Origin of the sequence: Nostoc sp. (genome assembly GCF_036917935.1) — a bacterium.
Taxonomy (GTDB): Bacteria; Cyanobacteriota; Cyanobacteriia; order Cyanobacteriales; family Nostocaceae; genus Nostoc.
Map to the genome: position 1 here is coordinate 1 of NZ_JBALEL010000036.1, position 21,890 is coordinate 21,890.

Annotated in this window: 19 protein-coding genes; 10 read left to right on the forward strand and 9 right to left on the reverse strand. The window is 43.3% G+C overall.

Annotation, left to right across the window (positions count from 1 at the left end):
• Positions 1–61: 61 nt before the first annotated feature.
• The gene (locus tag V7K62_RS14700; RefSeq protein ID WP_334865109.1) at positions 62–820 is read right to left on the reverse strand and encodes a hypothetical protein; all 759 of its coding nucleotides are present in this window, start codon (positions 818–820) and stop codon (positions 62–64) included.
• 787 nt (positions 821–1,607) lie between these two features.
• On the opposite strand from V7K62_RS14700, the gene V7K62_RS14705 reads away from it, so the two are divergent.
• The 5 genes from V7K62_RS14705 (at position 1,608) to V7K62_RS14725 (ending at position 7,135) form a co-directional block, all read left to right on the forward strand.
• The gene (locus tag V7K62_RS14705) at positions 1,608–2,804 is read left to right on the forward strand and encodes an ABC exporter membrane fusion protein (protein ID WP_442937286.1); all 1,197 of its coding nucleotides are present in this window, start codon (positions 1,608–1,610) and stop codon (positions 2,802–2,804) included.
• Between the two features lie 264 nt (positions 2,805–3,068).
• On the forward strand, positions 3,069–4,241 hold the full coding sequence (gene devC / locus V7K62_RS14710; RefSeq protein ID WP_334865113.1) for an ABC transporter permease DevC: 1,173 nt from the start codon (positions 3,069–3,071) through the stop codon (positions 4,239–4,241).
• Positions 4,242–4,324: 83 nt separating this feature from the next.
• The gene (locus V7K62_RS14715) at positions 4,325–5,023 is read left to right on the forward strand and encodes a DevA family ABC transporter ATP-binding protein (RefSeq protein WP_334865115.1); all 699 of its coding nucleotides are present in this window, start codon (positions 4,325–4,327) and stop codon (positions 5,021–5,023) included.
• Positions 5,024–5,538: 515 nt separating this feature from the next.
• Positions 5,539–6,474 (forward strand): M23 family metallopeptidase, encoded by a 936-nt coding sequence (locus V7K62_RS14720; protein ID WP_334865117.1) that lies wholly within the window; start codon positions 5,539–5,541, stop codon positions 6,472–6,474.
• A 121-nt stretch (positions 6,475–6,595) separates the two neighbouring features.
• Complete coding sequence (locus V7K62_RS14725) at positions 6,596–7,135, forward strand: late competence development ComFB family protein (RefSeq protein ID WP_334865119.1); 540 nt, start codon at positions 6,596–6,598, stop codon at positions 7,133–7,135.
• 79 nt (positions 7,136–7,214) lie between these two features.
• Here the strand turns inward: V7K62_RS14725 and V7K62_RS14730 are convergent, their stop codons facing one another.
• Positions 7,215–7,832, reverse strand: a complete 618-nt coding sequence (locus V7K62_RS14730; RefSeq protein ID WP_334865258.1) for a L,D-transpeptidase — start codon at positions 7,830–7,832, stop codon at positions 7,215–7,217.
• Positions 7,833–8,510: 678 nt separating this feature from the next.
• Between V7K62_RS14730 and V7K62_RS14735 the strand changes: the two genes are divergently transcribed.
• The 3 genes from V7K62_RS14735 to V7K62_RS14745 all read left to right on the forward strand — a co-directional run bounded on the left by V7K62_RS14735 (position 8,511) and on the right by V7K62_RS14745 (position 10,458).
• Entirely contained in the window at positions 8,511–8,663 is a 153-nt protein-coding gene (locus V7K62_RS14735) for a hypothetical protein (protein ID WP_334865121.1), read from the forward strand.
• A gap of 366 nt (positions 8,664–9,029) precedes the next feature.
• Complete coding sequence (locus V7K62_RS14740; protein WP_334865123.1) at positions 9,030–9,686, forward strand: sigma-70 family RNA polymerase sigma factor; 657 nt, start codon at positions 9,030–9,032, stop codon at positions 9,684–9,686.
• 157 nt (positions 9,687–9,843) lie between these two features.
• Entirely contained in the window at positions 9,844–10,458 is a 615-nt protein-coding gene (locus V7K62_RS14745) for an anti-sigma factor family protein (RefSeq protein ID WP_334865125.1), read from the forward strand.
• Positions 10,459–10,474: 16 nt separating this feature from the next.
• Here the strand turns inward: V7K62_RS14745 and V7K62_RS14750 are convergent, their stop codons facing one another.
• Positions 10,475–10,930, reverse strand: a complete 456-nt coding sequence (locus tag V7K62_RS14750) for a gamma-glutamylcyclotransferase family protein (protein WP_334865127.1) — start codon at positions 10,928–10,930, stop codon at positions 10,475–10,477.
• A gap of 175 nt (positions 10,931–11,105) precedes the next feature.
• Between V7K62_RS14750 and leuS the strand changes: the two genes are divergently transcribed.
• Both leuS and V7K62_RS14760 read left to right on the forward strand, forming a co-directional pair.
• Positions 11,106–13,727 carry a leucine--tRNA ligase gene (gene leuS / locus V7K62_RS14755; protein ID WP_334865129.1) on the forward strand — a complete coding sequence of 874 codons (2,622 nt, stop codon included), beginning with the start codon at positions 11,106–11,108 and terminating at the stop codon, positions 13,725–13,727.
• Positions 13,728–15,413: 1,686 nt separating this feature from the next.
• Positions 15,414–16,568 (forward strand): pyridoxal-phosphate-dependent aminotransferase family protein, encoded by a 1,155-nt coding sequence (locus V7K62_RS14760; protein WP_334865131.1) that lies wholly within the window; start codon positions 15,414–15,416, stop codon positions 16,566–16,568.
• Positions 16,569–16,897: 329 nt separating this feature from the next.
• Here V7K62_RS14760 and V7K62_RS14765 read toward each other — a convergent pair whose 3' ends face one another.
• From V7K62_RS14765 to petM, 6 genes are all read right to left on the reverse strand, one after another.
• The gene (locus V7K62_RS14765) at positions 16,898–17,125 is read right to left on the reverse strand and encodes a DUF2949 domain-containing protein (RefSeq protein WP_334865133.1); all 228 of its coding nucleotides are present in this window, start codon (positions 17,123–17,125) and stop codon (positions 16,898–16,900) included.
• A gap of 510 nt (positions 17,126–17,635) precedes the next feature.
• A complete protein-coding gene (locus V7K62_RS14770; protein WP_334865135.1) occupies positions 17,636–18,142 on the reverse strand; it encodes a DUF192 domain-containing protein in 507 nt (168 codons plus the stop codon).
• 125 nt (positions 18,143–18,267) lie between these two features.
• On the reverse strand, positions 18,268–18,954 hold the full coding sequence (gene nblR, locus V7K62_RS14775; protein WP_334865137.1) for a response regulator transcription factor NblR: 687 nt from the start codon (positions 18,952–18,954) through the stop codon (positions 18,268–18,270).
• 346 nt (positions 18,955–19,300) lie between these two features.
• On the reverse strand, positions 19,301–20,218 hold the full coding sequence (locus V7K62_RS14780) for an NAD(+) kinase (RefSeq protein WP_334865139.1): 918 nt from the start codon (positions 20,216–20,218) through the stop codon (positions 19,301–19,303).
• A gap of 130 nt (positions 20,219–20,348) precedes the next feature.
• On the reverse strand, positions 20,349–21,347 hold the full coding sequence (locus V7K62_RS14785) for an SDR family oxidoreductase (RefSeq protein WP_334865141.1): 999 nt from the start codon (positions 21,345–21,347) through the stop codon (positions 20,349–20,351).
• Positions 21,348–21,670: 323 nt separating this feature from the next.
• Positions 21,671–21,775: a cytochrome b6-f complex subunit PetM gene (gene petM, locus V7K62_RS14790; protein ID WP_292752220.1), complete on the reverse strand. Its 105-nt coding sequence runs from the start codon at positions 21,773–21,775 to the stop codon at positions 21,671–21,673.
• Between the last annotated feature and the right edge of the window lie 115 nt (positions 21,776–21,890).

A 21,890-nucleotide genomic window follows, 5' to 3' on the forward strand; every position in this document is an offset into this window, starting at 1 on the left:
CTGGGTATAAAACTGCTCAGAAGCTTCTCAATCGTTTCATTGCTGAACTAATCGGTTCAGTTTAGCTGTTTGGGGAATTCGCCAACAGTATCCGATAACGCACTGAACTATCGGTGTGACTTGCTAACTGTGACAAAGTTTCAACAGGCATTTGTGAACCTTTGACAGGATGCCACGGCCAACGACTCTGCCCCAGCATTCCTAGCTGTTCTGCATCAGTATTCCAGTCAGAGGCAATGGTATGTTGCCCTTCTACCAGTTCAATTAATGGCGGTGGACAACTAGGATTAAACTTCACCGCCAACCGTATTGGCAATTCTAAATCACCCGCCAACTGTTCCAATACTGTCAACGGCGTTTCTGGTGATTCTGCTACCTGCAAGCGTGGTTCTAAAGTTGGCTCCTGTGCCAGTCGCTCTAATAGTTGCAACCGATAACGCAAGGGCATCTGGGGATTTCGCAACCCTTCAATTAGTCGCTCGGCTGGAACCCACTCGCTGAGAAAGCATGGTGGTACTGGGGCTAACTTTAGCAGTTCTACAGCGAGGCGATCGTTTTGCCCTAGTTGCTGTTGTTGCAATATGGCATCTACTACTTGCTGCCATCCGTGTGTTATTTCTCCTGCCAAATTTACGTGCAAGCTTGCAGCTTGTGCTACCTGCTCATCAGCACTATTAACTAGAATCTCTAAGAGACTGCGTGGTGTCTGGGGGAAACTGGCGATCGCTAATTGCAATTCTACTGACTCTTGCAATAACTGCTCTGGTGCTGACAAAAATCTTTGCAAATCTGATCCGCTAACTGGCTGAAGAGGTTGCATGGCTGTACAACTAAAGCTGATGGTACATTTATACTACAAAAGCGATACGTCAAAACTATTGTGAAAGTTTTGTATCCCTATCTTTATAATTCCCAATAGCAAACAGACTTAAATACTGCAATCCTATTTGATTTGTGAGAATTGCCAGCCACAGATGCCCCAATATAGTTCGGTTAAGGTTTTAATCTTTTGAAGATCCTCCCAACCCCCCTTAAAAACTCAGGGAGTAAGGAATCAGCCTTTTCGAGTTGAGGGTGAGTTTTTTCAAAAATCAAATGGGTTCTATATAGCGTTTCCTAATCATATAAGGTATATCATAGTCGCCTCTCGAAGAGCGGGTTGGGGGTTGGGTTCTTGTACCTCACAAGGGCCGAGAACTGCTATATATGCATTTGCTGCTTTTTCGATGGGATTAATCATCAAAATTTGACATGAATTTCCACCGATCATAATCACACCAAATATTGATGATTTACTTAATTTGATTATGATTGTTGGCACTGTTACAATCCGTAATTTTTAAACCGTTTACGATAACTGAGTAATTTCATAAAACAAAGGTAATTTGCTCGGAAAATAAAGCTCTCTTCAGGAGAGTAATTTGTTGTTACCTTATCCAGCTAAATCACCTGATCTAAGTAAAATGTCAACAATTTACAATTTTGTTATTGACTTTGAAGTGATAGTTCAATAATAACTGACTAAAGAAGTAGGAGTTAGCAAACAAATCCTGATAAAAGCCTAATCTGTTCTTTTTTCTGCGCCACTAGTTAAGAGGTAATCTATGGTGCGAAACTCAAAGCTAGGGTACAGAAGGTTCCCTAAGTCTATTCTGCGTTCATCTGTTGCTATAGGTATAATTGCATCTTTATTGATTGGCGGAATAAGTTTTTATATAGTAAAACGCTGGCAAAATTATGCAAATCCAGAGGCACAAGTGCCAGCAACACAATTGCCACAGTTAAAAACGGTAACAGCTTTAGGGCGGATTGAACCACAGGGAAAGGTAATTAAACTCTCTGCTGCGGTGTCTGCGGATGGAAGTCGGGTAGAAAAGTTGTTAGTGAAGGAGGGGGATAGGGTAAAGGCAGGACAGGTAATTGCAATTTTGAACAGCCGGGATCGCTTACAAGCATCATTAAAAGAGGCGCAGGAACAAGTAAAAGTAGCCCAGGCAAACCTAAACCGCACCCAAGCAGGTGCTAAACGCGGTGAAATTGCCGCCCAAAAAGCTGCGATCGCCCGTCTAGAAGCAGAACGCCAAGGTGATATTAATACCCAAGCAGCGACAATTGAGCGGTTTCAAGCCGAAGTGCGTAACGCCCAAGCAGAAGACGAACGCTATCAGCAACTACATCAACAGGGCGCAATTTCCAATTCCCAACGGGATAGCAAGCGTTTAAACTTGGAAACCGCCCAAAAAAGCTTGCAAGAAGCCCAGGCACAGTTAAATCGTACCCAATCAACTAGCCAGCAACAAGTTAAACAAGCCACAGCAACACTCGATGAAATCGCTGAAGTGCGCGGAGTGGATGTAGAAGCCGCCCAAGCAGAAATTAATCGTGCCGTAGCAGCGATGAATCTGGCAAAAGTCAACCTCGAACAAGCCCAAGTGCGATCGCCCCAAAATGGACAAGTATTTGAGATCCATACCCATCCTGGGGAATTAGTATCAAATGATGGCATTGCAGATATTGGACAAACCAGCCAGATGTATGTTGTAGCCGAAGTCTACGAAAGCGATATCGGCAAAGTGCATTCAGGGCAGCAAGTGCGAGTCTTTGGTGATTTCCTCCCCATTGAATTGCAGGGAATCGTAGATCGCAAAGGCTTGCAAGTGCGGCGGCAGAATGTGATTAACACAGATCCCGTCAGCAATATCGACAACAGAGTAGTAGAAGTCCATATCCGACTAGATCAAGCCTCCACCCGCAAAGCTGCCATGTTAACCAATATGCAAGTTAAGGCAGTAATTGAATTGTGAAAAGGGTATTGGGCATTGGGTATTAAGAATCAGTCTTTGAGATGGATGAACGGAGTTCTGAGGTGGATGAACGGAGTTCCTATAGCGCTTCTCGGTTGAGTTACAGACCTAACCCCCAACCCCTTCCCTACTAGCGTTGGGGAGTAAGATTCAAAGCCTCTCTCCTTTTAGGAGAGAGGTTTGGAGAGAGGTCAAAGTGTATTGCTTCCATTTGAGAACCGCTATAATTCCCAGTCCCTAGTCCCCAACCCCCAGTACCTAATTATGAGATTGATCAAACAACTGCAACGGCGAACCCCTCTAGGATGGCTGCAACTGAATCATGAAAAAAGCCGTCTTTTTGTAGCATTGTCAGGCATTGCCTTTGCGGATCTTCTAATGTTCATGCAGCTAGGCTTTCAGACTGCGCTGTATGACAGTAACACCAGACTACATCGCAGTTTGCAAGCAGACATTGTTTTAACCAGTCCCCAAGCCCGTAACTTGCCAAGCTTGTCTACATTTTCTCGTCGGCGACTTTACCAAGCAATGGATATACCAGGGGTGAAGTCAGCCGAACCAATGTATTTCAACAACATAATCTGGAAGAATCCCCAAACACACCGAGAGACGGGAGTGTTAGTTATCGGCTTTAACCCAGACAAGCCAGCTTTTGACTTACCCGATGTTAACCAGCAATTGCAAGCGATCAAGATGCCCGATACAGTCTTGTTTGATCGTGGTGCCAGAGGAGATTATCAAAAAGCGATCGCTCAAATTGACCAAGGTAAAACCCTGACTACCGAAATAGAACGGCGCACCATTACCATTAGTGGCTTATTTCAAGTCGGGGCTTCCTTTGGTTCTGATGGCAACCTGATTACCAGCGATCAAAACTTTTTGCGGCTATTTTCTGGGCGACAATCCAGCAGTATCAGTCTAGGTTTGATTCAGGTAAAACCAGGCTATGACCCAAAAAAAGTAGCAGCAATGCTCAAAGCTTACCTCAGAGATGATGTCAGAGTCTTAACCCACGCCGAATTTATTGAATTTGAGAATAACTTCTGGAGAACAAATTCCCCAATTGGGTTTATTTTCAGCCTGGGTGTATCAATGGGGTTTGTGGTGGGCGTGATCATCGTCTATCAAGTCCTTTCCACCGATGTTAATGCCCATGTTCGGGAATACGCCACCTTCAAAGCAATGGGATATCGCAATTACTACCTGCTAGGTGTAGTGCTTGAAGAATCGTTGATTTTGGCAGCACTGGGCTTCTTCCCCGGATTGGGAGTGTCTTTAGCACTTTACCAACTGACTCGCAGTGCCACAAATTTGCCCATGTACATGACTGCGATTCGGGCATTGCAGGTATTAGTGCTGACCATCATTATGTGTGCAATTTCCGGTGCGATCGCCACCCGCAAACTCCAAGCCACCGACCCTGCTGATATGTTCTGAAACTAGTCATTTGTCATTAATCATTAGTCCAGTAACAAATGACTAAGGACAAATGACGGTCATCACGAGTAATCGACCTACTTATGACTAGCAAACCCGTCATCTCCATCCACAATCTCGACCACCATTTTGGTTACGGTTCACTCCGCAAGCAAGTTCTATCTAACATCAACTTAGAGATTAACGCTGGTGAAATTATTATCATGACTGGGCCCTCTGGTTCTGGAAAGACTACCTTGCTGACATTAGTGGGTGGGTTGCGTTCTACCCAATCTGGTAGTTTGCAGGTGTTGGGACGAGAACTTTGTGGTGCGAGTGCCCAACAACTAGTGCAGGCGCGACGCCGTAATGGTTATATTTTCCAAGCACATAACTTGCATGGTAGTTTGACGGCACTCCAAAACGTCAAAATGGCTTTAGAATTGCACAAACATCTTGGGTTAAAAATGATGCGAACTAGGTCAGCCCAAATGTTAGAACAGGTAGGATTAGGAAATCATTTGGATTATTATCCTGATAAACTGTCTGGGGGACAAAAACAAAGAGTAGCGATCGCTCGTGCTTTAGTCAGTCACCCTCAAATAATCCTCGCCGATGAACCCACCGCCGCCCTTGACAGTCAATCAGGACGAGATGTAGTCAATCTCATGCAAAAACTGGCAAAAGAACAAGGCTGTACCATCTTGATGGTTACTCATGACAACCGCATCCTAGACATTGCCGATCGCATCGTTGATATGGAAGATGGCAAATTCAAGTCAAAAGTAATACTATCAGCTTAAAGTTGATTAGCGGATTCCATCATTCAGAGTTGATTTATAAAGTAAATCTTAAGTGTGGCGTGGTCAGACTAAATTTGTGCATTCAGATTATGGTTTTTTGGCGCTAAAGGGCTATTAGGAGCAAATTTTAAAATATTTAGACTAATATAATTTAATTTATCCTCCCCGGCTTACTTACCTAGTTTAAGTAATTTCCCCATACCGATTTCAACCGATCAGTGTGATATTAGTGTCCAGTTGAAAAAGTGTCCAGTTGATTCCAAGATTTCCTTCAAGTATTATTTATCTAATGACAGTTAAATTTTATGCTCATTGCCAATGTCATACACCTTGGTTCTTAGAGTTAAGACCAATTTTCTAAAATTACAGATAAAATCATTCGCCCTTGCAATCCCTAAGTACCTAGAGAATTTCCTAACATTTATGGTTTTCAACAACATCGGCTTCAAATAGGAAACACTGGTGATAATAGGCTAGTCTATTTTCCAACACAAGCAAGGGATTTTTGTAGTTTTATGATTATTGAGAATAGCGCTAGTAGTTCAAACAAAAATTTGCTCGGTTTTGATGTCAAAAGTTTGACAGCCAATCGCCGTGCAATAAATGTGTTAAAGGGAATATTTGCTGTTCTCCCGATCGCCTTGGCATTGCCTGTAGATGCTTTGCAAGTAAAGGTGACTCCAACTAATCCTAAATTAGGGGATACACTCTCGGTGGAGATTAATCTAGATAATCGAGAGAATGGTACAAATCCAACAGTAGCTACTGGTAAGAATACATACCCAGCCTTTGAAATTGCACCCAATGAGTATCGGGCTTTTGTTCCCACAACTCCACTAGAAAAAGCTGGAACTAGAACACTTCGGGTTGCAGGGGATGGTCAAGTGCAAAACTTGGCAGTGAATGTGCTTAATCGCAAATTCCCCGTACAACGCATTACTTTGCCACCTGGAAAAGCCGGAGTGGATGCCACAGAGTATGAACTGAAGCGCGTGGCAGCTTTTAAGGCGCTACAAACACCAGAAAAGTATTGGAATGGAGTATTTCTGAAGCCAAATGCAGGGCGGATGAGTACAAACTATGGTGTACGTCGCTACTATAATGGTACATTTGCAAAGGACTACTATCATCGTGGTCTTGACTACGCTGGTGCCGCCGGTTCACCAGTGATTGCCCCAGCCCCTGGGCGAGTTGCTTTGGTAGGTAGGGTATCCCAAGGGTTTCGGATACACGGTAACGTAGTTGGCATTGACCACGGCCAAGGAGTAACCAGTATTTTCATGCACCTGAGTCGGATTAACGTTAAAGAAGGTGATTTTGTGAAAGCTGGTCAACTAATCGGCGCAGTCGGTTCAACCGGTGCTGCTACAGGGCCACATTTACACTGGGGTCTGTATGTCAACGGACAATCTGTTGATCCCACACCTTGGCGAACTAAGGTCGTTAACTAGTAAAGGCGCAATTGATCGCGTCTTTGCATAATTTGTGTATTTTTTGCTGACAATTAGGCAAAATAAATTGGATTGATACCGTCCCTACCTTGCTTGGCCAACATAAATGATGATAAGCATTATGAGTATCGAAAAAATTGTAGAACAAGCTCTCCAGGATGGTTATTTGACACCAGCAATGGAAGCAGAAGTCGGTAGAATCTGTGACAACGCCTCGGAACTCTCAATTGAAGAGTATATGGCGTTGGATCGGCTGATGGGTGCGCTATTGACTGGTGAGGTAGTGGCGGTACCTCGCAAACAATTCATTAACGTTATGGAAGAATTGGTATTGACGGAAGCGATCGCCCGAGTTGCAGAAATTGAAGCCACCAGCGAAAGTTCTCTGGATGTCGGTGATATTGCTGCTTACGCTCTCAATCGGCTACCACCTTTGTATGCTACTACAGAAGAAGGTGCCAGCTTCCAGCGTCAAAACGCTCAGACACAACTGCAAGACTTAATTTCTCAGCAAGTAAGTGAGGCGATTAACCGTTACCTAGATCGACCTAATTTCTTCCCAGAACGGCAAGCCTTGGGCAAAAACACTGGCAATGAGGTTGTACGCCAAGTTAGTGCTTTACTCCAGGCTTATGCACCTAATTTTGAGCAAAAATTATAATTTGAAGAGTCATTAGTCATTAGTCATTGGTTATTTGCAAAGAATAACTGACAAATGACAAATGACAAAGGACTCTTAATTAATCACGTACTAACACTGTTGTCCCTAAACTGACTTGCTCATACAACAATCGGACATCAGAATTACGCATTCTTAGGCAGCCGTGGGATACAGCCGTTCCTACCAGGTCAATATCCGGCGTGCCATGAAAGCCAATTTCATTCCGTCCATCTGACCAAAAACCAATCCATCTGTCTCCCAAGGGACTATCCGTACCAGCCTGAAATACTTTCCCCGTAATCGGGTGACGCCAGATTGGATAGTGTCGCATGTGGATCACCTGGAAAGAACCTGTGGGTGTTTCCCAACCTTTCTTACCGACAGCAATCGGGTAGCTGGCTATCACCTCATCTCCAGCGTATACATAAGTGCGGCGATCGCTTAAATCAACCACCACTTGCCTCTTGGCATTTGCCAACCTATCAGATGGTATTTGTTGGGCTGAAGCCTGAGACCATAGACCTTTTGGCCAACTATCAGCAACTGGATTTTGTCTTTCTACTTGCGCTACCAGCCGCGTCTGAGTTGGGAGGTCGCTTGCTTTAGCTACATTATTCTTAATAGTTTGGGGCTGAGTTTGAGGCTTGAGTGTAGAAACCCTACGAGTAGTTGCTTTCGCTAGATTCTTCTTAATTATTTTCGACCTAGTAGCAGAATACTTGAGTATAGAAGCCCTACGAGTAGTTGCTTTCGCTAGATTCTTCTTAATTATTTTTGACTTAGTTTGAGGCTTAATAGCAGAGGACTTTGGTGTAAACGCCCTCTCGGTAGTTGAGCCTTGGGTAACTTCATCAGGTGGCACAGATGCACCCAGCGCAATTTCCCCTAAACTCACTTGGGAAAGATTCTTATAGACTCCCTCTGTTCGGCTTCCCTTAAGATTGGTTCGGCTAGAATCTCGCCGCATCGAAGTAGATGCAGACTTCTCATACTGCCCTTGGGCCGTAGTAATGCGCCAATGGACAGCTAAGGATAAAAATGCTGTGCCAAAACAAAGCAGCATTACCATACGCCCTACAGATTCGTTTCTTACCATTGCCATCGCCTATTGTTTATCCCTGACATATCCAACCGACCATTTCGATGAGTTCATCATCCGAACATCAAAAATTTATCAATACTTATCATTTCCGCTATAAATCTGCCAACACCTCTGGGCAAACTAAGACTATGCAAATTGTCCCAGCGGCAAAACTCCAAGTGAGCAACCTCATTCCTCAAAAGTTCTGGGGGTTGTAAGCCAATACTTGGACTTTCTGGTGGAACTTTTGAAATGTAGCAATCAATCATTAATGGTGTAGGTGGAAGAAAAACCATGTTTGAAAAACTATTGCTAGCGGTCACAATTACATTTTCCCTCAATTTCTTTTTTCAAGTTCGCGTACCAGAGCAACATAACTCTAGTGCTGCTTACGGCCCCCAACCAGAACAATCAGCAACTATTCTGGTAACAAAATCAAAAAATTAAATCACTATCTTAGCAACCACAGCAACTCAACTTCCAGAAATTATTACCCGATTTTTAAAGGTATCAAGAAGTTAGAATTACAAAATTTTTATCTTCTCCTTATAACCAGATTTAATTATTTTGATCAAGCGTATATACCCAGTTGCTAAAAGCACTAAAATATGCATAGTGCTGCGCCTTTATTAGTTGATGGGTTTTGGGCAACTATGGGAGCAGTATAAGGAAAAAGTGGCTCTCCTTATTGCTATAAATGTATCTAAAATTGTATGCTTCAGTGTTCCAGTCATGAATCCGTCACCTTAGCATGGAACTTCTGTCCTATTAGCAGGTCTAATAGATAGGGATGATTTAGAGCCAGTACGATATATGAGTCAATCGATTACTGTATCCTGGTCAACGGTTGATGCAAAGTATCCAGAAGCATCAGTGCAAGTTGACAAACTCCCTAACCACGATTTAATTTTGCGCTGTCAAGCGGGACTGCGACCAGATCGTGCTGCGTTTGCAGAACTATTACGCCGCTATCAAAGTCAAGTTGATCGAGTTCTATACCACCTGGCTCCAGATTGGGCTGACAGAGCCGATTTGGCTCAAGAAGTTTGGATTCGAGTGTATCGGAATATTAACCGATTACAAGATCCTGCTAAATTTCGGGGCTGGTTAAGCCGCATTGCCACCAACTTGTTTTACGACGAGTTACGGAAACGCAAGCGGGTTATGAGTCCTTTGTCACTGGATGCTCCGCGTTCGTTAGAGGATGGCGAGATGGATTGGGAAATCGCCGGCGATACTCCTGGCCCTGAGGAAGAACTGACAACTAGAGAATTTTACGAGCAATTGCGGGAAGCGATCGCGGATTTACCTGAAGTTTTTCGTACTACCATTGTCCTCAGAGAAATCGAAGGCATGGCTTATGAAGAAATTGCCGAAATCACTGGAGTTTCTCTAGGAACTGTGAAATCAAGAATAGCCAGAGCCAGATCGAGGCTGCAAGCCCACTTGCAGAATTATCTAGACTCCTAATTTACATTATCTTGCCTCTGCCATTGGGCAGAATTTAAGCATAGATTAAGAATTACTAGAAAGACGTAGATTGTTTCTGCCTTTAGGAAGAAAATTGGCTAATTTTCCCGAAATTCCCGCCCACTTTACCCGTGTATGAATTGGTAATAATGTTAAGATGACTACTGATTCTCAGTTTTACGACCGTTCTCCTTTGCAACTTCCTCAAGATTTGTCAGATGGAATGGCCAAGCATACCAATGAATCAACGGGTCTTATGGATATGGTGAAGCGCGATCGCTTCGAGTTATTGAGTGCTTACCTCGATGGTGAAGTCACAGCCACCGAACGCAAGCAAGTAGAAGAATGGCTGGCAAATGATGCCTCAGTTCAATGTTTGTATGCCCGACTGTTAAAGCTACGCCAAGGCTTGCGGACACTCCCAGTGCCAGCAGCGCAACAGTCGCCAGAAGCAACAGTGCAGCAAGTATTGACACGTTTGCGCCGCCGCTCCCGTTTAAACTGGATGGCGGGAGGTGCAGCCGTTGCTGCTTGTGCGATCGGTGCAGTATCTGGCTTAGTAGGCGGTGGTTCGATGCTGCCGCAACTGGCACAACGACCACAAAGAGAACCTATACAAACCTCCTCAGCGTCTATAGTTCCCCCTTCCCCGCTGATGGTGGGACTAAATAACCCGGTAATTGAAATTCCGAAAGCAGCAGTAGCTTCTCCAGAAAACTCAATTTATCAGGTAAAGCCGCAACAGCACGACCCCAAACAGGACATAAACTAATCGCAAAGTTAACAGTTTACAGATCGTAACTGTACTTTGGGGTTAAACCACAGCCGCTCCACCAGCCATCAGGTTGGAGGCTGCCTCCTAATTGGTCAACTTGCTGTAGAGTCATTAAATAAACCCAAGCCCAACCCAGAGAGAGCGACTGTGGCTCATAAACCTCGATAATTTGTCGATTATAGAGGTTTTCTGGCGTTTGTCTATTGGGCTGGTAATCTTCCAGCACATCTAGCTCATTTAAAATTCTTGGGTTGGAAAAAGAGAGTAAATATCCGTAAACTTGGCTATCCCCTAGCGTCATCGCTGGGTAGCCCATTGGCAGAGCAAATAATTTGCCTTGTACAAAAGCTCTTTTGACATCAACTATTTTGCCAGTACAGTATCTTTTATAGTTAGCTTCACCTGGTTTGAGCGTGCCGTAGACAAAAACCCGCACCAAATCAGAAAATTTTATATTTGATTCAACCATTTAAACCTTCATCAAATAACTCTTGCTATACCTGAAAGGCTCGCAGTTTGGCCATAATCAGGCTGATGCTTAATCGCACTTATCGCTTATATATAAATCTGTGAGTAGTTGACCTACAATATGAGATTAACCTGCTATGTTGACATAGTAAGTAGACCCAGTAGGAGAATTTTTGGTGGATTCCCGATATAACCCAGCATCGATTGAGGAAAAATGGCAAAAAACATGGGTAGAACTTGGCTTAGATAAAACACCTACAGTTAGCAACAAGCCAAAATTCTACGCTTTATCCATGTTCCCTTATCCATCGGGCAGCCTACACATGGGTCACGTCCGTAATTATACTATTACTGACGTAATTGCCCGCCTCAAGCGAATGCAAGGGTATCGGGTAATACACCCAATGGGTTGGGATGCCTTTGGCTTGCCAGCAGAAAACGCCGCCATTGACCGTGGTGTACCGCCAGCAAAGTGGACTTATCAGAATATGGCTCAGATGCGGCAGCAGTTGCAGCGTCTCGGTTTATCCATTGATTGGGAATGTGAACTTGCTACTTGTTCACCCGATTATTACAAGTGGACACAATGGATTTTCTTGCAGTTTTTGCAAGCGGGGTTAGCTTACCAAAAAGAAGCAGCAGTAAACTGGGACCCCATTGATCAAACTGTACTGGCAAACGAGCAAGTTGATAACGAAGGACGTTCTTGGCGCAGTGGGGCAATAGTTGAGCGCAAATTATTGCGGCAGTGGTTTTTCAAGATTACCGATTACGCGGAAGAATTGCTCAATGACTTGCATAAATTGACAGGTTGGCCGGAACGCGTCAAGTCGATGCAAGCAAACTGGATTGGCAAATCCACAGGCGCTTACTTGGAATTTTCCATCATTGGGATAGATGAAAAAATCGGCGTATACACCACACGTCCAGATACCGTTTATGGTGTCAGCTACCTAGTGTTAGCACCAGAACATCCCTTAACAAAGCGCGTCACCACAAAAGAACAACAAACAGTGGTAGAAGCTTTTATTAAAGAGGTTTCCAATCAAAGTGAGTTGGAACGTACCTCTGAAGACAAACCGAAACGGGGTATCCCCACAGGTGGAGTGGCAATTAACCCATTTACAGGGGAAGAAGTGCCGATTTGGATTGCTGACTATGTACTGTATGAGTATGGTACTGGAGCAGTGATGGGTGTACCAGCACACGATGTCCGGGATTTTAAGTTTGCCAAAAATTACGATTTGCCAGTTGATTTTGTCATCGCTTCCCCAGATGATGTTGCAGGTTTTGACTTAACTCCAACATCAGAGATAGATGAAGTTACACAACTCATCCAAATTGAATATAACCAGGCATATACTGAACCAGGAATTTTAATTAATTCTGGCGCTTTTACTGGTATGGCCTCCACAGATGCTAAACAAGCAATAATTGAATACGCCCAACAACAAGGTTTTGGTAAAGTGCGGGTGCAATATCGCTTGCGGGATTGGTTGATTTCGCGGCAGCGTTATTGGGGCGCACCGATACCTGTAATTCACTGTCCCAACTGTGGGATAGTACCAGTTCCCGATCAAGATTTGCCAGTACAGTTGCCGGAAGAGGTGGAATTTACTGGACGTGGCGGTTCACCTTTAACTCAGTTAGAAAGCTGGGTAAATGTACCTTGTCCGACTTGTGGTACTCCAGCAAAGCGGGAAACTGACACGATGGATACTTTTATTGATTCCTCGTGGTATTTCTTGCGGTTTCCTGACGCTAAGAATGAACAACAGGTTTTCGATTCTAGTAAAATAAACGACTGGATGCCAGTTGATCAGTATGTGGGTGGAATTGAACACGCGATTTTACATTTGTTGTATTCGCGGTTCTTTACTAAGGTGTTGCGGGACAGAGGTTTGTTAAATTTTGACGAACCCTTCCAACGCCTCTTAACTCAAGGTATGGTGCAGGGTTTAACTTACCTAAATCCTAATAAGGGTGGTAAAGATAAATGGATTCCTTCTAATCTGGTAAATTCAACCGACCCGCGCGACCCCCAAACAGGTGAACCGTTGCAACGTCTCTATGCCACCATGTCTAAATCAAAGGGCAACGGTGTAGCGCCAGAAGATGTAATTTCCAAATACGGTGTAGACACAGCGCGGATGTTTATCTTGTTCAAAGCGCCGCCAGAAAAAGACTTGGAATGGGATGAAGCCGATGTAGAAGGACAATCCCGCTTTTTAAATCGGGTTTGGCGTTTGGTGACAGATTATATTGCGGCTGGGGTATCCCGTAAAAAAGCTCAACTATCTGATTTAACTAAAGCAGAAAAGGAATTGCGGCGGGCGATTCACACGGCTATTCAAGCGGTGACAGAAGACGTAGAAGACGAATATCAATTCAACACAGCTATTTCCGAATTGATGAAGTTGAGTAACGCCTTAACTGATGCCGACGGCAAAAATTCACCAATTTACGCAGAAGGTATTCGGACTTTGGTGGTTTTACTAGCACCTTTTGCACCACATATTGCTGATGAATTGTGGCATTTATTGGGTGAAAGTGATTCAGTTCATACTCAAACTTGGCCATCATTTGACCCGGCTGCTTTGGTAGCTGATGAAATCACTTTAGTGATTCAAGTTATGGGTAAAACTCGCGGCTCGATTCAAGTACCGGCACAAGCAGATAAAGCCGCGTTGGAGAAATACGCTCGTGAATCAGAAATTGCCCAGCGTTACATTGAAGGCAAAGAGATCAAAAAGGTAATTGTGGTGCCAGGGAAGTTGGTAAATTTTGTAGTCAGCTAATAGTAGAGGCAAGAGAACACGGTTAGAGGATGTTTTAAAAGTCCTCTGGTTGGTAGCAAAAGCTTTTAGATCCCCCTAAATCCCCCGATAAATTGGGGGACTTTGATTCCGGTTCCCCCCTTAAAAAGGGGGGTTAGGGGGGATCTAAAAGTGCCTAAAATTACAGCAAATCACTTTTAAAACATCCTCTTAGGACTGAGGCACTGAAAACCTGAAACTTTCATTCCCTCTAGCCTACACTAGTTGCTCAAGAGTTGGTTATCCTAAACTGTTTTTTAGTAACTATCTTCCCTTTAAAAGGTAAATAAACTCACATTTTGCTTGAGCTTTACTAATGCTGCGATCGCTTGCTCATTTTCTTCTTCAGTGGCGATCGTTTTTGCTTGATATTTAGCTAGCAGTTTACCGTAAAATTCAAGATTAAAAGTACGGGTAATTTTTCTATTTATCTACATTATATTCTTAGGTTTGCATTTATTACGGCACAGGTGCAAAGCCATTAAGTATATGTTGCAATAAGCATTGTCACAGTAGTTTCCTTCTCTGGTATATGTGTATTTAGAAACATCTTAAATTCTCGTCCAGAGAGTTGAACTGTTTTATTTATACACGAAAAAGCGCTTGAGAGTTTTGCTCACTCAAGCGCTTTCCCGTAAAAGCTTATACCAACTCACTCGTTTGATGCAACATTTGAAATCTGCAACACTCTCTGAGGAGAGAGTATTACGGGGATAACTTGTGACAAACATCTGGTGAAATGGTATCACTCCTTGCACTAACTAAGAATATCTCTTTTGCAAGAATACCGGGGATCTGGTGAGTGACAGTTTCTGAACTGAACACTAGTTAAAAACGACTCACCATGAATGGTAATTAAGAAGACTAAGCACAATTGTAGCAATTTTGTAAGTATAGTATAAAAACTTATAGTTTATTAGCGTAGGCGTAGCCCGCCGTAGGCATCGTATACTACTAAGTGCAGTATCAAAATATGCAGCAATTAGTAGCATAAATATCTCAACTTATGCGGCGAATTAATCGCTATTGAGTAAGCCAGAGCAGGCTTGGATATTGGCATCGAAGCGATTTTGACTCCAATAAATCATAGATGAAGGTATTCTTTAAAGAATGGCAACCCAAGAACAAATCTTCGACCCAAGTAGATTGAAAAGTTTGGGTTGGGTATCTTCTATCTCTTAGCAAACGGCAACATCCAAGTCTTCGGCATAGTGTAGGCGGTTACTTCCTTCATGGAAGCAAAACACAGCTTTTTCACCGACAATTACCGGGATGTTCAAAATGATTTCGCGTGTTTTTATAAAAACAACCGAGGCGGATTATGGGTAATATTTAAGGATTTATGATCTTCTGTGCCTCATCTAGATAGACGTTTCACCCTTGGCTAAAATAGCCACTCCCCTACGAGCAGACACCTTAACCTGGCGTCTAGGTGTGTGGTAAGATTGCCTGGAACAGAGGTTTTATTTGAGTTGGAGTCTGGTATAAATTGCATAGGTCAAGCTGACCGCTCATTAACTCCACGATACTTTTCCTATAAATTTGGAAAATATACAACAAGGCTGGTGACGATCTGAATGGAATTTGTAGATGAATATCTAGGATTTGCGATCAGACTTAACCAAGTTCCCACAATTTTGACTTTTATTTGACTTTTAGGATAGACACATGAACGATAAGCTGATGCTGATGATTCCAGGCCCTACCCCAGTGCCAGAAGCTGCCTTACTGGCATTAGCCAAGCATCCGATTGGGCATCGTACTAGTGAATTTAGCAACATATTGGCAGAGGTGACAGAAAACCTGAAGTGGCTGCACCAAACTCAAAGTGATGTGCTGACGCTGAATGTCAGTGGTACGGGTGCTGTAGAAGCCGCAATAATTAATTTTCTCTCTCCAGGCGATCGCATTTTAGTTGGCTCTAATGGTAAATTTGGTGAACGCTGGGTAGAAGTTGGTCAAGCCTACGGTTTGAATGTAGAAGAAGTTAAGGTGGAATGGGGAAAACCCTTAGACCCCGCAGTATTTGCCGAAAAACTCCAAGCAGATACTCAAAAGCAAATCAAAGCCGTAATCATTACCCACAGCGAAACCTCGACGGGTGTGTTGAATGACCTAGAAACCATCAACCGCTATGTCAAAGAACACGGTGAAGCTTTAATTATCGTTGATGCCGTCACTAGTTTGGGTGCGTTCAATCTACCTGTGGATGCTTGGGGTTTGGATATCGTCGCCTCCGGTTCCCAAAAAGGTTATATGATTCCGCCGGGATTGGGTTTTGTCTCTGTTAGTCCCAAAGCTTGGGAAGCTTACAAAACTGCGAAGCTACCGAAATATTATTTGGACTTAGGCAAATATCGCAAAGCCACAGCCAAAAATACAACTCCATTTACTCCACCCGTAAACTTGATCGTAGCGTTACACACCACGTTACGAATCATGAAAGAGGAAGGCTTGGAATCAATATTTGCTCGACATGAACGGCTCAAAAATGCTACCCGCGCCGCCATTCAAGGGTTAAATTTACCCCTGTTTGCAGCAGATAGTTCTGCTAGTCCGGCGATTACATCTGTAGCACCGCAGGGAATTGAACCGGATAAGATTCGGTCAGTGATGAAAAAACGCTTTGATATTGCCCTTGCTGGTGGTCAAGACCATTTGAGCAACAAAATTTTCCGTATTGGTCACTTGGGTTTTGTGAGCGATCGCGATATCCTCAGCTGTATAGCATCCTTAGAAGTTACCCTCAGAGAACTTGGCTACGAAGACTTCACCCCTGGTTCTGGTGTAGCAGCAGCAGTTAGAGTGTTTAGTCAGTCCTGAGTACTAAATCAAAAGAGCGAGTTAAATTATCAACTCGCTCTTTTAATTTGTATATAAATGAGTAAAAACCGTCAGAGTTAAGAGAGCTATATATCAACCTTTGCATAAGGTAGAGTTGATCTGACATGCCTCAATTCTCCTAAATGACACCAAGTTGCCCTAGATAGGATTATTTGCTCTGAAGAGAGTCGTACAGAGTCTTTGACACCAAACAATACTAACTTTGGCAACTTAGTATTATACCAAATTAGCATAAATAGTATTGTTTGAGATTCCGGTAACAGGCATTTGCTAGAAACTTTTAATCCCAAATCCCAAATTGGTATAACCTATGCCGTCTCCAGCCAATCATAAATTTTATCTAGCTGCTCTAGAGTAATCAACCCATACTGCCAAAGAATCATTGCCAAAGGGCCTGGGTCTTGCTCGCGATGCCGAAGCGCCACCGCCAGCGATGCTGTGGAAATTGCCAAATCTTCTTGCAAAAAATGAATCAGTCGAGAATATTTTGATGGTGACATTTGTATCTCACCTCCTTGTGCAGAATGTATTGTCATATATTAATTCACCATTGCTCGGTAGACAGTAGCCAGTATTTTGTCTGTCCCTGTGCCGTTATCGGCCATACACCCCAGCACAGTTTTTTTGATCTGCCTTCAAGACAGGCTTCTCATAAAGGGTCTGGGAAATAGGAATTTTCGTACAAACTATCTGCTCGATTGTCAAGCAGTATTTTTACTTAGTTAAATTGCCTCCATCTTGTTTACTTTTGTGCTTTATTTAATTACACAGGTAGTAACAAAGATTCCATAGCCTATACTCTCTTATTGGCGACTATTTACACTTGCGCCCAAGGGAATATTTTTGCAACCAAACCTTAAGACTGTGATTTCAGGTTGGAAACAGTAGAATTTTAGATGATTACCACAGTTTTTAAATAGTAGCGTTACAAGTGACTGTTTTACCACATAAAGTGACATTTTTTACAGAAACAACATATATTTCGACCGTATAGGTTCTCAACAGAGCAATCACCCAAATCTTTATCCCTGCCAAGCACCGGAGTCTCAAAACTCAATTTTGATCATATCGCCCACTTTCAACTTCAATTCGGCAGCTCTTCCAGAGCGAAGTTCAATCACCTTATCGATTGGTGTATTGGGGCCATAAGTAGGACAACGCTCACTTGCACAAGCAGGTGCAGCAGCCTGAATATATTTAACTACACCTTTATGTAGAAATACCATATCCAGAGGTACAGGTACATTCTTCATCCAGAAACTGACTGGTTGTGCTGAAGGGAACCCAAACAACATCCCTCGGTCATCTGGCAAAGCTGGTCGATACATCAACCCCATCTCTTGTTGTTGTGGTGTCTGCGCTACCTCTAATTGAATCGTTGTGCCATTAGGAACAATGGCTTTAGCAGAAATTGGTAGTGTCTGACCTAGAGTCTCTGGTGCTGGAGTTTGAGAACCAGGGGTGAGGCTGGGAGGTTTAGCTGTTGTTGGCATAGAACAACCCATCAGGAAGATACTCAGCAACATCGAGAGCAAACTTAGCCGACGACTCATATAATTTTTCGATTTTGTAATTTAGACTTCAATTTTACAGTGCTGTAGGCAGAAAAACGCCTTGGGTAGGAGGCATCAGCCCTCCAAATGTGCATTCCCAGTCTCAGACTGGGAAAGACAGTATACTAGGATTCTCTTAAAACGTACCCTACACCTCGTACTGTCTGAATCAGGCGCTTTTGACCTTCATCTTCGATTTTTAACCGCAAGTAACGGATGTACACTTCAATTACATTCGACTCACCCAGAAAGTCGTAACCCCAAACATTTTCTAGAATTTGTTCGCGGGTTAACACCTCACGGGGATGTTCCATTAAGAATTTTAATAGTTCAAATTCCTTCATTGTCAAGTCAATTGGTCGTCCGTTGTGTATGGCACGGCGAGTTGCTATGTCTAAAATTAAATCCCCAAAGCGTAATTGCTCAGTGGTATCCACATCGGGTTTTAAGTAGAGGCGAATCAACTTCAAAAAGTCTTCTGAGCGGTAAGGCTTGAGGATGTAATCATCTGCTCCAGCTTCTAGACAAGCTACACGATCATCAACTGTATCCCTTGCCATTAAAATCAATACAGGCGATCGCATACCAGTGCTTCTCATATTTTTGCACAATGAGAGTCCTGATTCTCCTGCTAGCATCCGGTCTAAGACAATTAAAGCAGGTTGGCGATCGCGACAGTGTTGTAAACCACTCGCTGCATCATGAGCCAAAATTGATTCATAACCGGCTTCTTGCAAATCGCAAGAAAGCTGATTTGCAAGGCTCTCATCGGTTTCAATCACCAAAACACAGGGACTTTGAGCAACTGTCATAACAATTTGGGATATTGGATTTGGGATTGTAAAGATATTCCAGAGAAAATCTTTACATCAGTTATAAAGTGCAATTACGAGTTTTTAGTGATGAAGCAATCTGATTTGACACGCAGCTAAGGATGTTTTAGCACGTTCAGGTGTCAGCCATCGAATTCTCCGATGCAATCTTAATAACTAGGGCATTGGGTATGGGGCATGGGTAAAGAACAATCACCAATTCCCAATAGACATATCCGCGAATCAATCTCTAAGCCTTATAAATCAGAGGGTTAAAACTAATTTACGGATAGGCCCAATGCCCAATGCCCAATCCCCAATGCCCAATGCCCAATCCCCAATATGCCTACGGCAATTCTACCGAAGTTGGTTTAGCGATATGTGGCAAACCCCAACCTAATTTTTCTCGCAAAATTCGGAAAAACTCAGGCGGTTGTAGCCGAATAAATCTAGCACTATATTGCGATCGCTCCATGTATACTCGATCTTCTGGTAAGATATAGCACCCCCCATTGCCATCTACTACCATCACCAGCCGAGGAATATTGACTGGGTAGATGTTGACCGATTCCGTATCTGGAAATACCAATGCTCTAGAAGCTAGGGAATGGGGACAAATGGGTACTAGCTGTAAAACAGGTACGCCAGGAGTCACCACTGGGCCACCAGCACTCAATGAGTAAGCTGTAGAACCAGTAGGTGTAGAAACAATCACACCATCCGCCGCAATATCTACTGGCGCATGACGCCCTATGGCAATTTCAAAATGGCACATAGAGGTCAAAGGTTCCCGGTGCAGCACCATTTCATTCAAGCAGAGGGCTTCCCATAGTACTGAATCTCCCCGAAACACTTTGACGGTGAGCATGGCTCGTTCTTCAATTTCATACTCACCCGCCATCGCCTGTTCTAGTGCTTGGGGCAATTGATTCAGGAAAGTTTCTGTTAAAAATCCCATGTGGCCGGTATTCACTGTTAGTAGTGGAATACCACAAGGGGCTACTTGACGAGACGCTGCTAAAACAGTGCCATCTCCCCCTAAGACCACTGCAAACTCCATATCTGAGTCAAAACCAGGGGGTGTCAAACCGTCAATGGGGGTGTGGCACACAGGACTCTCCGGGTTAGGGTAGCCCAGTATCCCACCAATACTCGATGTGATACATACATTCCAACCGGCTGCGGTTAGCTTGTCTTTCAACTCGATAGCGACACGGCCCGCTATCGGTTTAACGTCATTGTAGATAATGCCTGCTTTCGGCACACTCAAATATCCAAGTTTAGGCGATGCTCTGTATTATTTAATCCTTACACATTTTTGGTCATGTAGTCATTAATCTAGAGTCAAATATCCAGAGTCTAGAGTTTAACGACTAATGTCTGTTTTGTAATGACTATTGACTATTGGCTTTTGAAGACTGTTTAAAAGGAGTTTTTTTAGGTTTCTGCTTTTTATTTTTATTTTTCTGGTAGTCTACCTCTTTGAGCTTCTTCATTATTCGGCTGAAGTACTCTTGTAGATAGCTTTCTAAGGTTGTGGTTTGTTGCTGATCTAAACCAAACACTGTGTATACTTCATCCATTGAAGCATTTAACTGTTTACCACTAGCCAATACTTCTGTAAACGCTAGCCTGTCCGCTACGTTCCATCCCCACTGAAAGAACCGCATTAAGCCCCGAACAGCACGCAGCAAGTTTATTGGCATCCGCGTTACTCTGGCATCTTTTCCAGATAAGCGTTCGCACAAGTTGATGATTTCTTCTGCACTCCATGCACGAGTACCAACTACAGGAAAAGCTTGGTTTTCCGTTTCTGGTACACTCAATGCTTTGATCGCAAACTTAGCAATGTCTTGAGTGTCCATATAGGCGATGGGAGAAGAATTACCTGTTACCCAAACTGGCTGTGCTTCCAAAATGGGAATCCCATACTGACCAATTAACCCTTGCATAAACCCAGCTAGCCGCAAGATGGTATAGTTCAAGCCCGACTCAGCCAAGAAGATTTCTGTACATCGCTTAATTTCCATGAGCGGCACTTCTGGGTATTTATCAGCATCTAAAATTGAAAAGAAGATAAAACGCTCTACACCCGCTGCTTTTGCTGCTTGAATCAATGCTACTTTGCCTTCCCAGTCCACTTGTTTGATACTTAGTGAATCTGTAGGGCGAGATGTTGACGCATCAATAACTTGGGTTACACCAACTAAAGCTTCCGCTAGGCTTTCGGGGTAACGTAAATTTCCGGGGACGAGTTCTGCACCCCATTCTTTGAGAAAAGCTGCTTTTTTACTGCTGCGGACAAGACAGCGTACTTTATACCCCTCATCGATAGCACGACGAGCCACTTGTCTTCCTAAGGTGCCAGTTGCACCGACGATTAATAATGTCATGAGGGTCGTAATAAATTTTAATGTTTTATGAAAAGAATGTTATCAGAATAACCTATGCAAACAAAAGTTTACATCTTTTCTCAGAAAATCAATCTATTTGGATAGACTCATGGGAAAAGGGCTGTCCGGTTAACGGACAAGCTTTTTTCTCATTTCGATGAAAAAGGGAGTGGGGAGAATAGTATAGCGGTTCTCGGTTGAGTGGAGATAGAAGAACCCCACCCCCAACCCCCTCCCTGCTCTTCGAGAGGGGACTATGATGTACCTAATATAATTAGGAAAGGCTATAACTCTTAACTCTTAATTCCTAACTCAGCACTCAATTATTCTTCTGTGCCCTGAATTTTCAGTAACAACGCGCCTAAGGCCCAGCCCACGAAGATTAAACCGAAAGACAATAGAGCTGCATTCAAAATTTCGCCGCCCATTAGTGTGATTCTCCTTATGCAAAGTGGTGTGTAAACTAGGTCTACCAGAAGCTTTTCAATAGCTGCTGTCGGATTAGACCTGTGTAAATAATTTTAAACTAGTTTAGCAGGTAAT

What these genes read in the sequence shown, in the direction of transcription:
- V7K62_RS14750 (WP_334865127.1), bottom strand. Translation starts at nt 10,930, where the DNA reads ATGGTTGAATCAAATATAAAATTTTCTGATTTGGTGCGGGTTTTTGTC.
- V7K62_RS14745 (WP_334865125.1), top strand. Translation starts at nt 9,844, where the DNA reads ATGACTACTGATTCTCAGTTTTACGACCGTTCTCCTTTGCAACTTCCT.
- devC (WP_334865113.1), top strand. Translation starts at nt 3,069, where the DNA reads ATGAGATTGATCAAACAACTGCAACGGCGAACCCCTCTAGGATGGCTG.
- V7K62_RS14765 (WP_334865133.1), bottom strand. Translation starts at nt 17,125, where the DNA reads ATGACAATACATTCTGCACAAGGAGGTGAGATACAAATGTCACCATCA.
- V7K62_RS14740 (WP_334865123.1), top strand. Translation starts at nt 9,030, where the DNA reads ATGAGTCAATCGATTACTGTATCCTGGTCAACGGTTGATGCAAAGTAT.
- V7K62_RS14715 (WP_334865115.1), top strand. Translation starts at nt 4,325, where the DNA reads ATGACTAGCAAACCCGTCATCTCCATCCACAATCTCGACCACCATTTT.
- V7K62_RS14725 (WP_334865119.1), top strand. Translation starts at nt 6,596, where the DNA reads ATGAGTATCGAAAAAATTGTAGAACAAGCTCTCCAGGATGGTTATTTG.
- V7K62_RS14720 (WP_334865117.1), top strand. Translation starts at nt 5,539, where the DNA reads ATGATTATTGAGAATAGCGCTAGTAGTTCAAACAAAAATTTGCTCGGT.
- nblR (WP_334865137.1), bottom strand. Translation starts at nt 18,954, where the DNA reads ATGACAGTTGCTCAAAGTCCCTGTGTTTTGGTGATTGAAACCGATGAG.
- V7K62_RS14735 (WP_334865121.1), top strand. Translation starts at nt 8,511, where the DNA reads ATGTTTGAAAAACTATTGCTAGCGGTCACAATTACATTTTCCCTCAAT.
- V7K62_RS14770 (WP_334865135.1), bottom strand. Translation starts at nt 18,142, where the DNA reads ATGAGTCGTCGGCTAAGTTTGCTCTCGATGTTGCTGAGTATCTTCCTG.
- V7K62_RS14760 (WP_334865131.1), top strand. Translation starts at nt 15,414, where the DNA reads ATGAACGATAAGCTGATGCTGATGATTCCAGGCCCTACCCCAGTGCCA.
- V7K62_RS14700 (WP_334865109.1), bottom strand. Translation starts at nt 820, where the DNA reads ATGCAACCTCTTCAGCCAGTTAGCGGATCAGATTTGCAAAGATTTTTG.
- V7K62_RS14785 (WP_334865141.1), bottom strand. Translation starts at nt 21,347, where the DNA reads ATGACATTATTAATCGTCGGTGCAACTGGCACCTTAGGAAGACAAGTG.
- petM (WP_292752220.1), bottom strand. Translation starts at nt 21,775, where the DNA reads ATGGGCGGCGAAATTTTGAATGCAGCTCTATTGTCTTTCGGTTTAATC.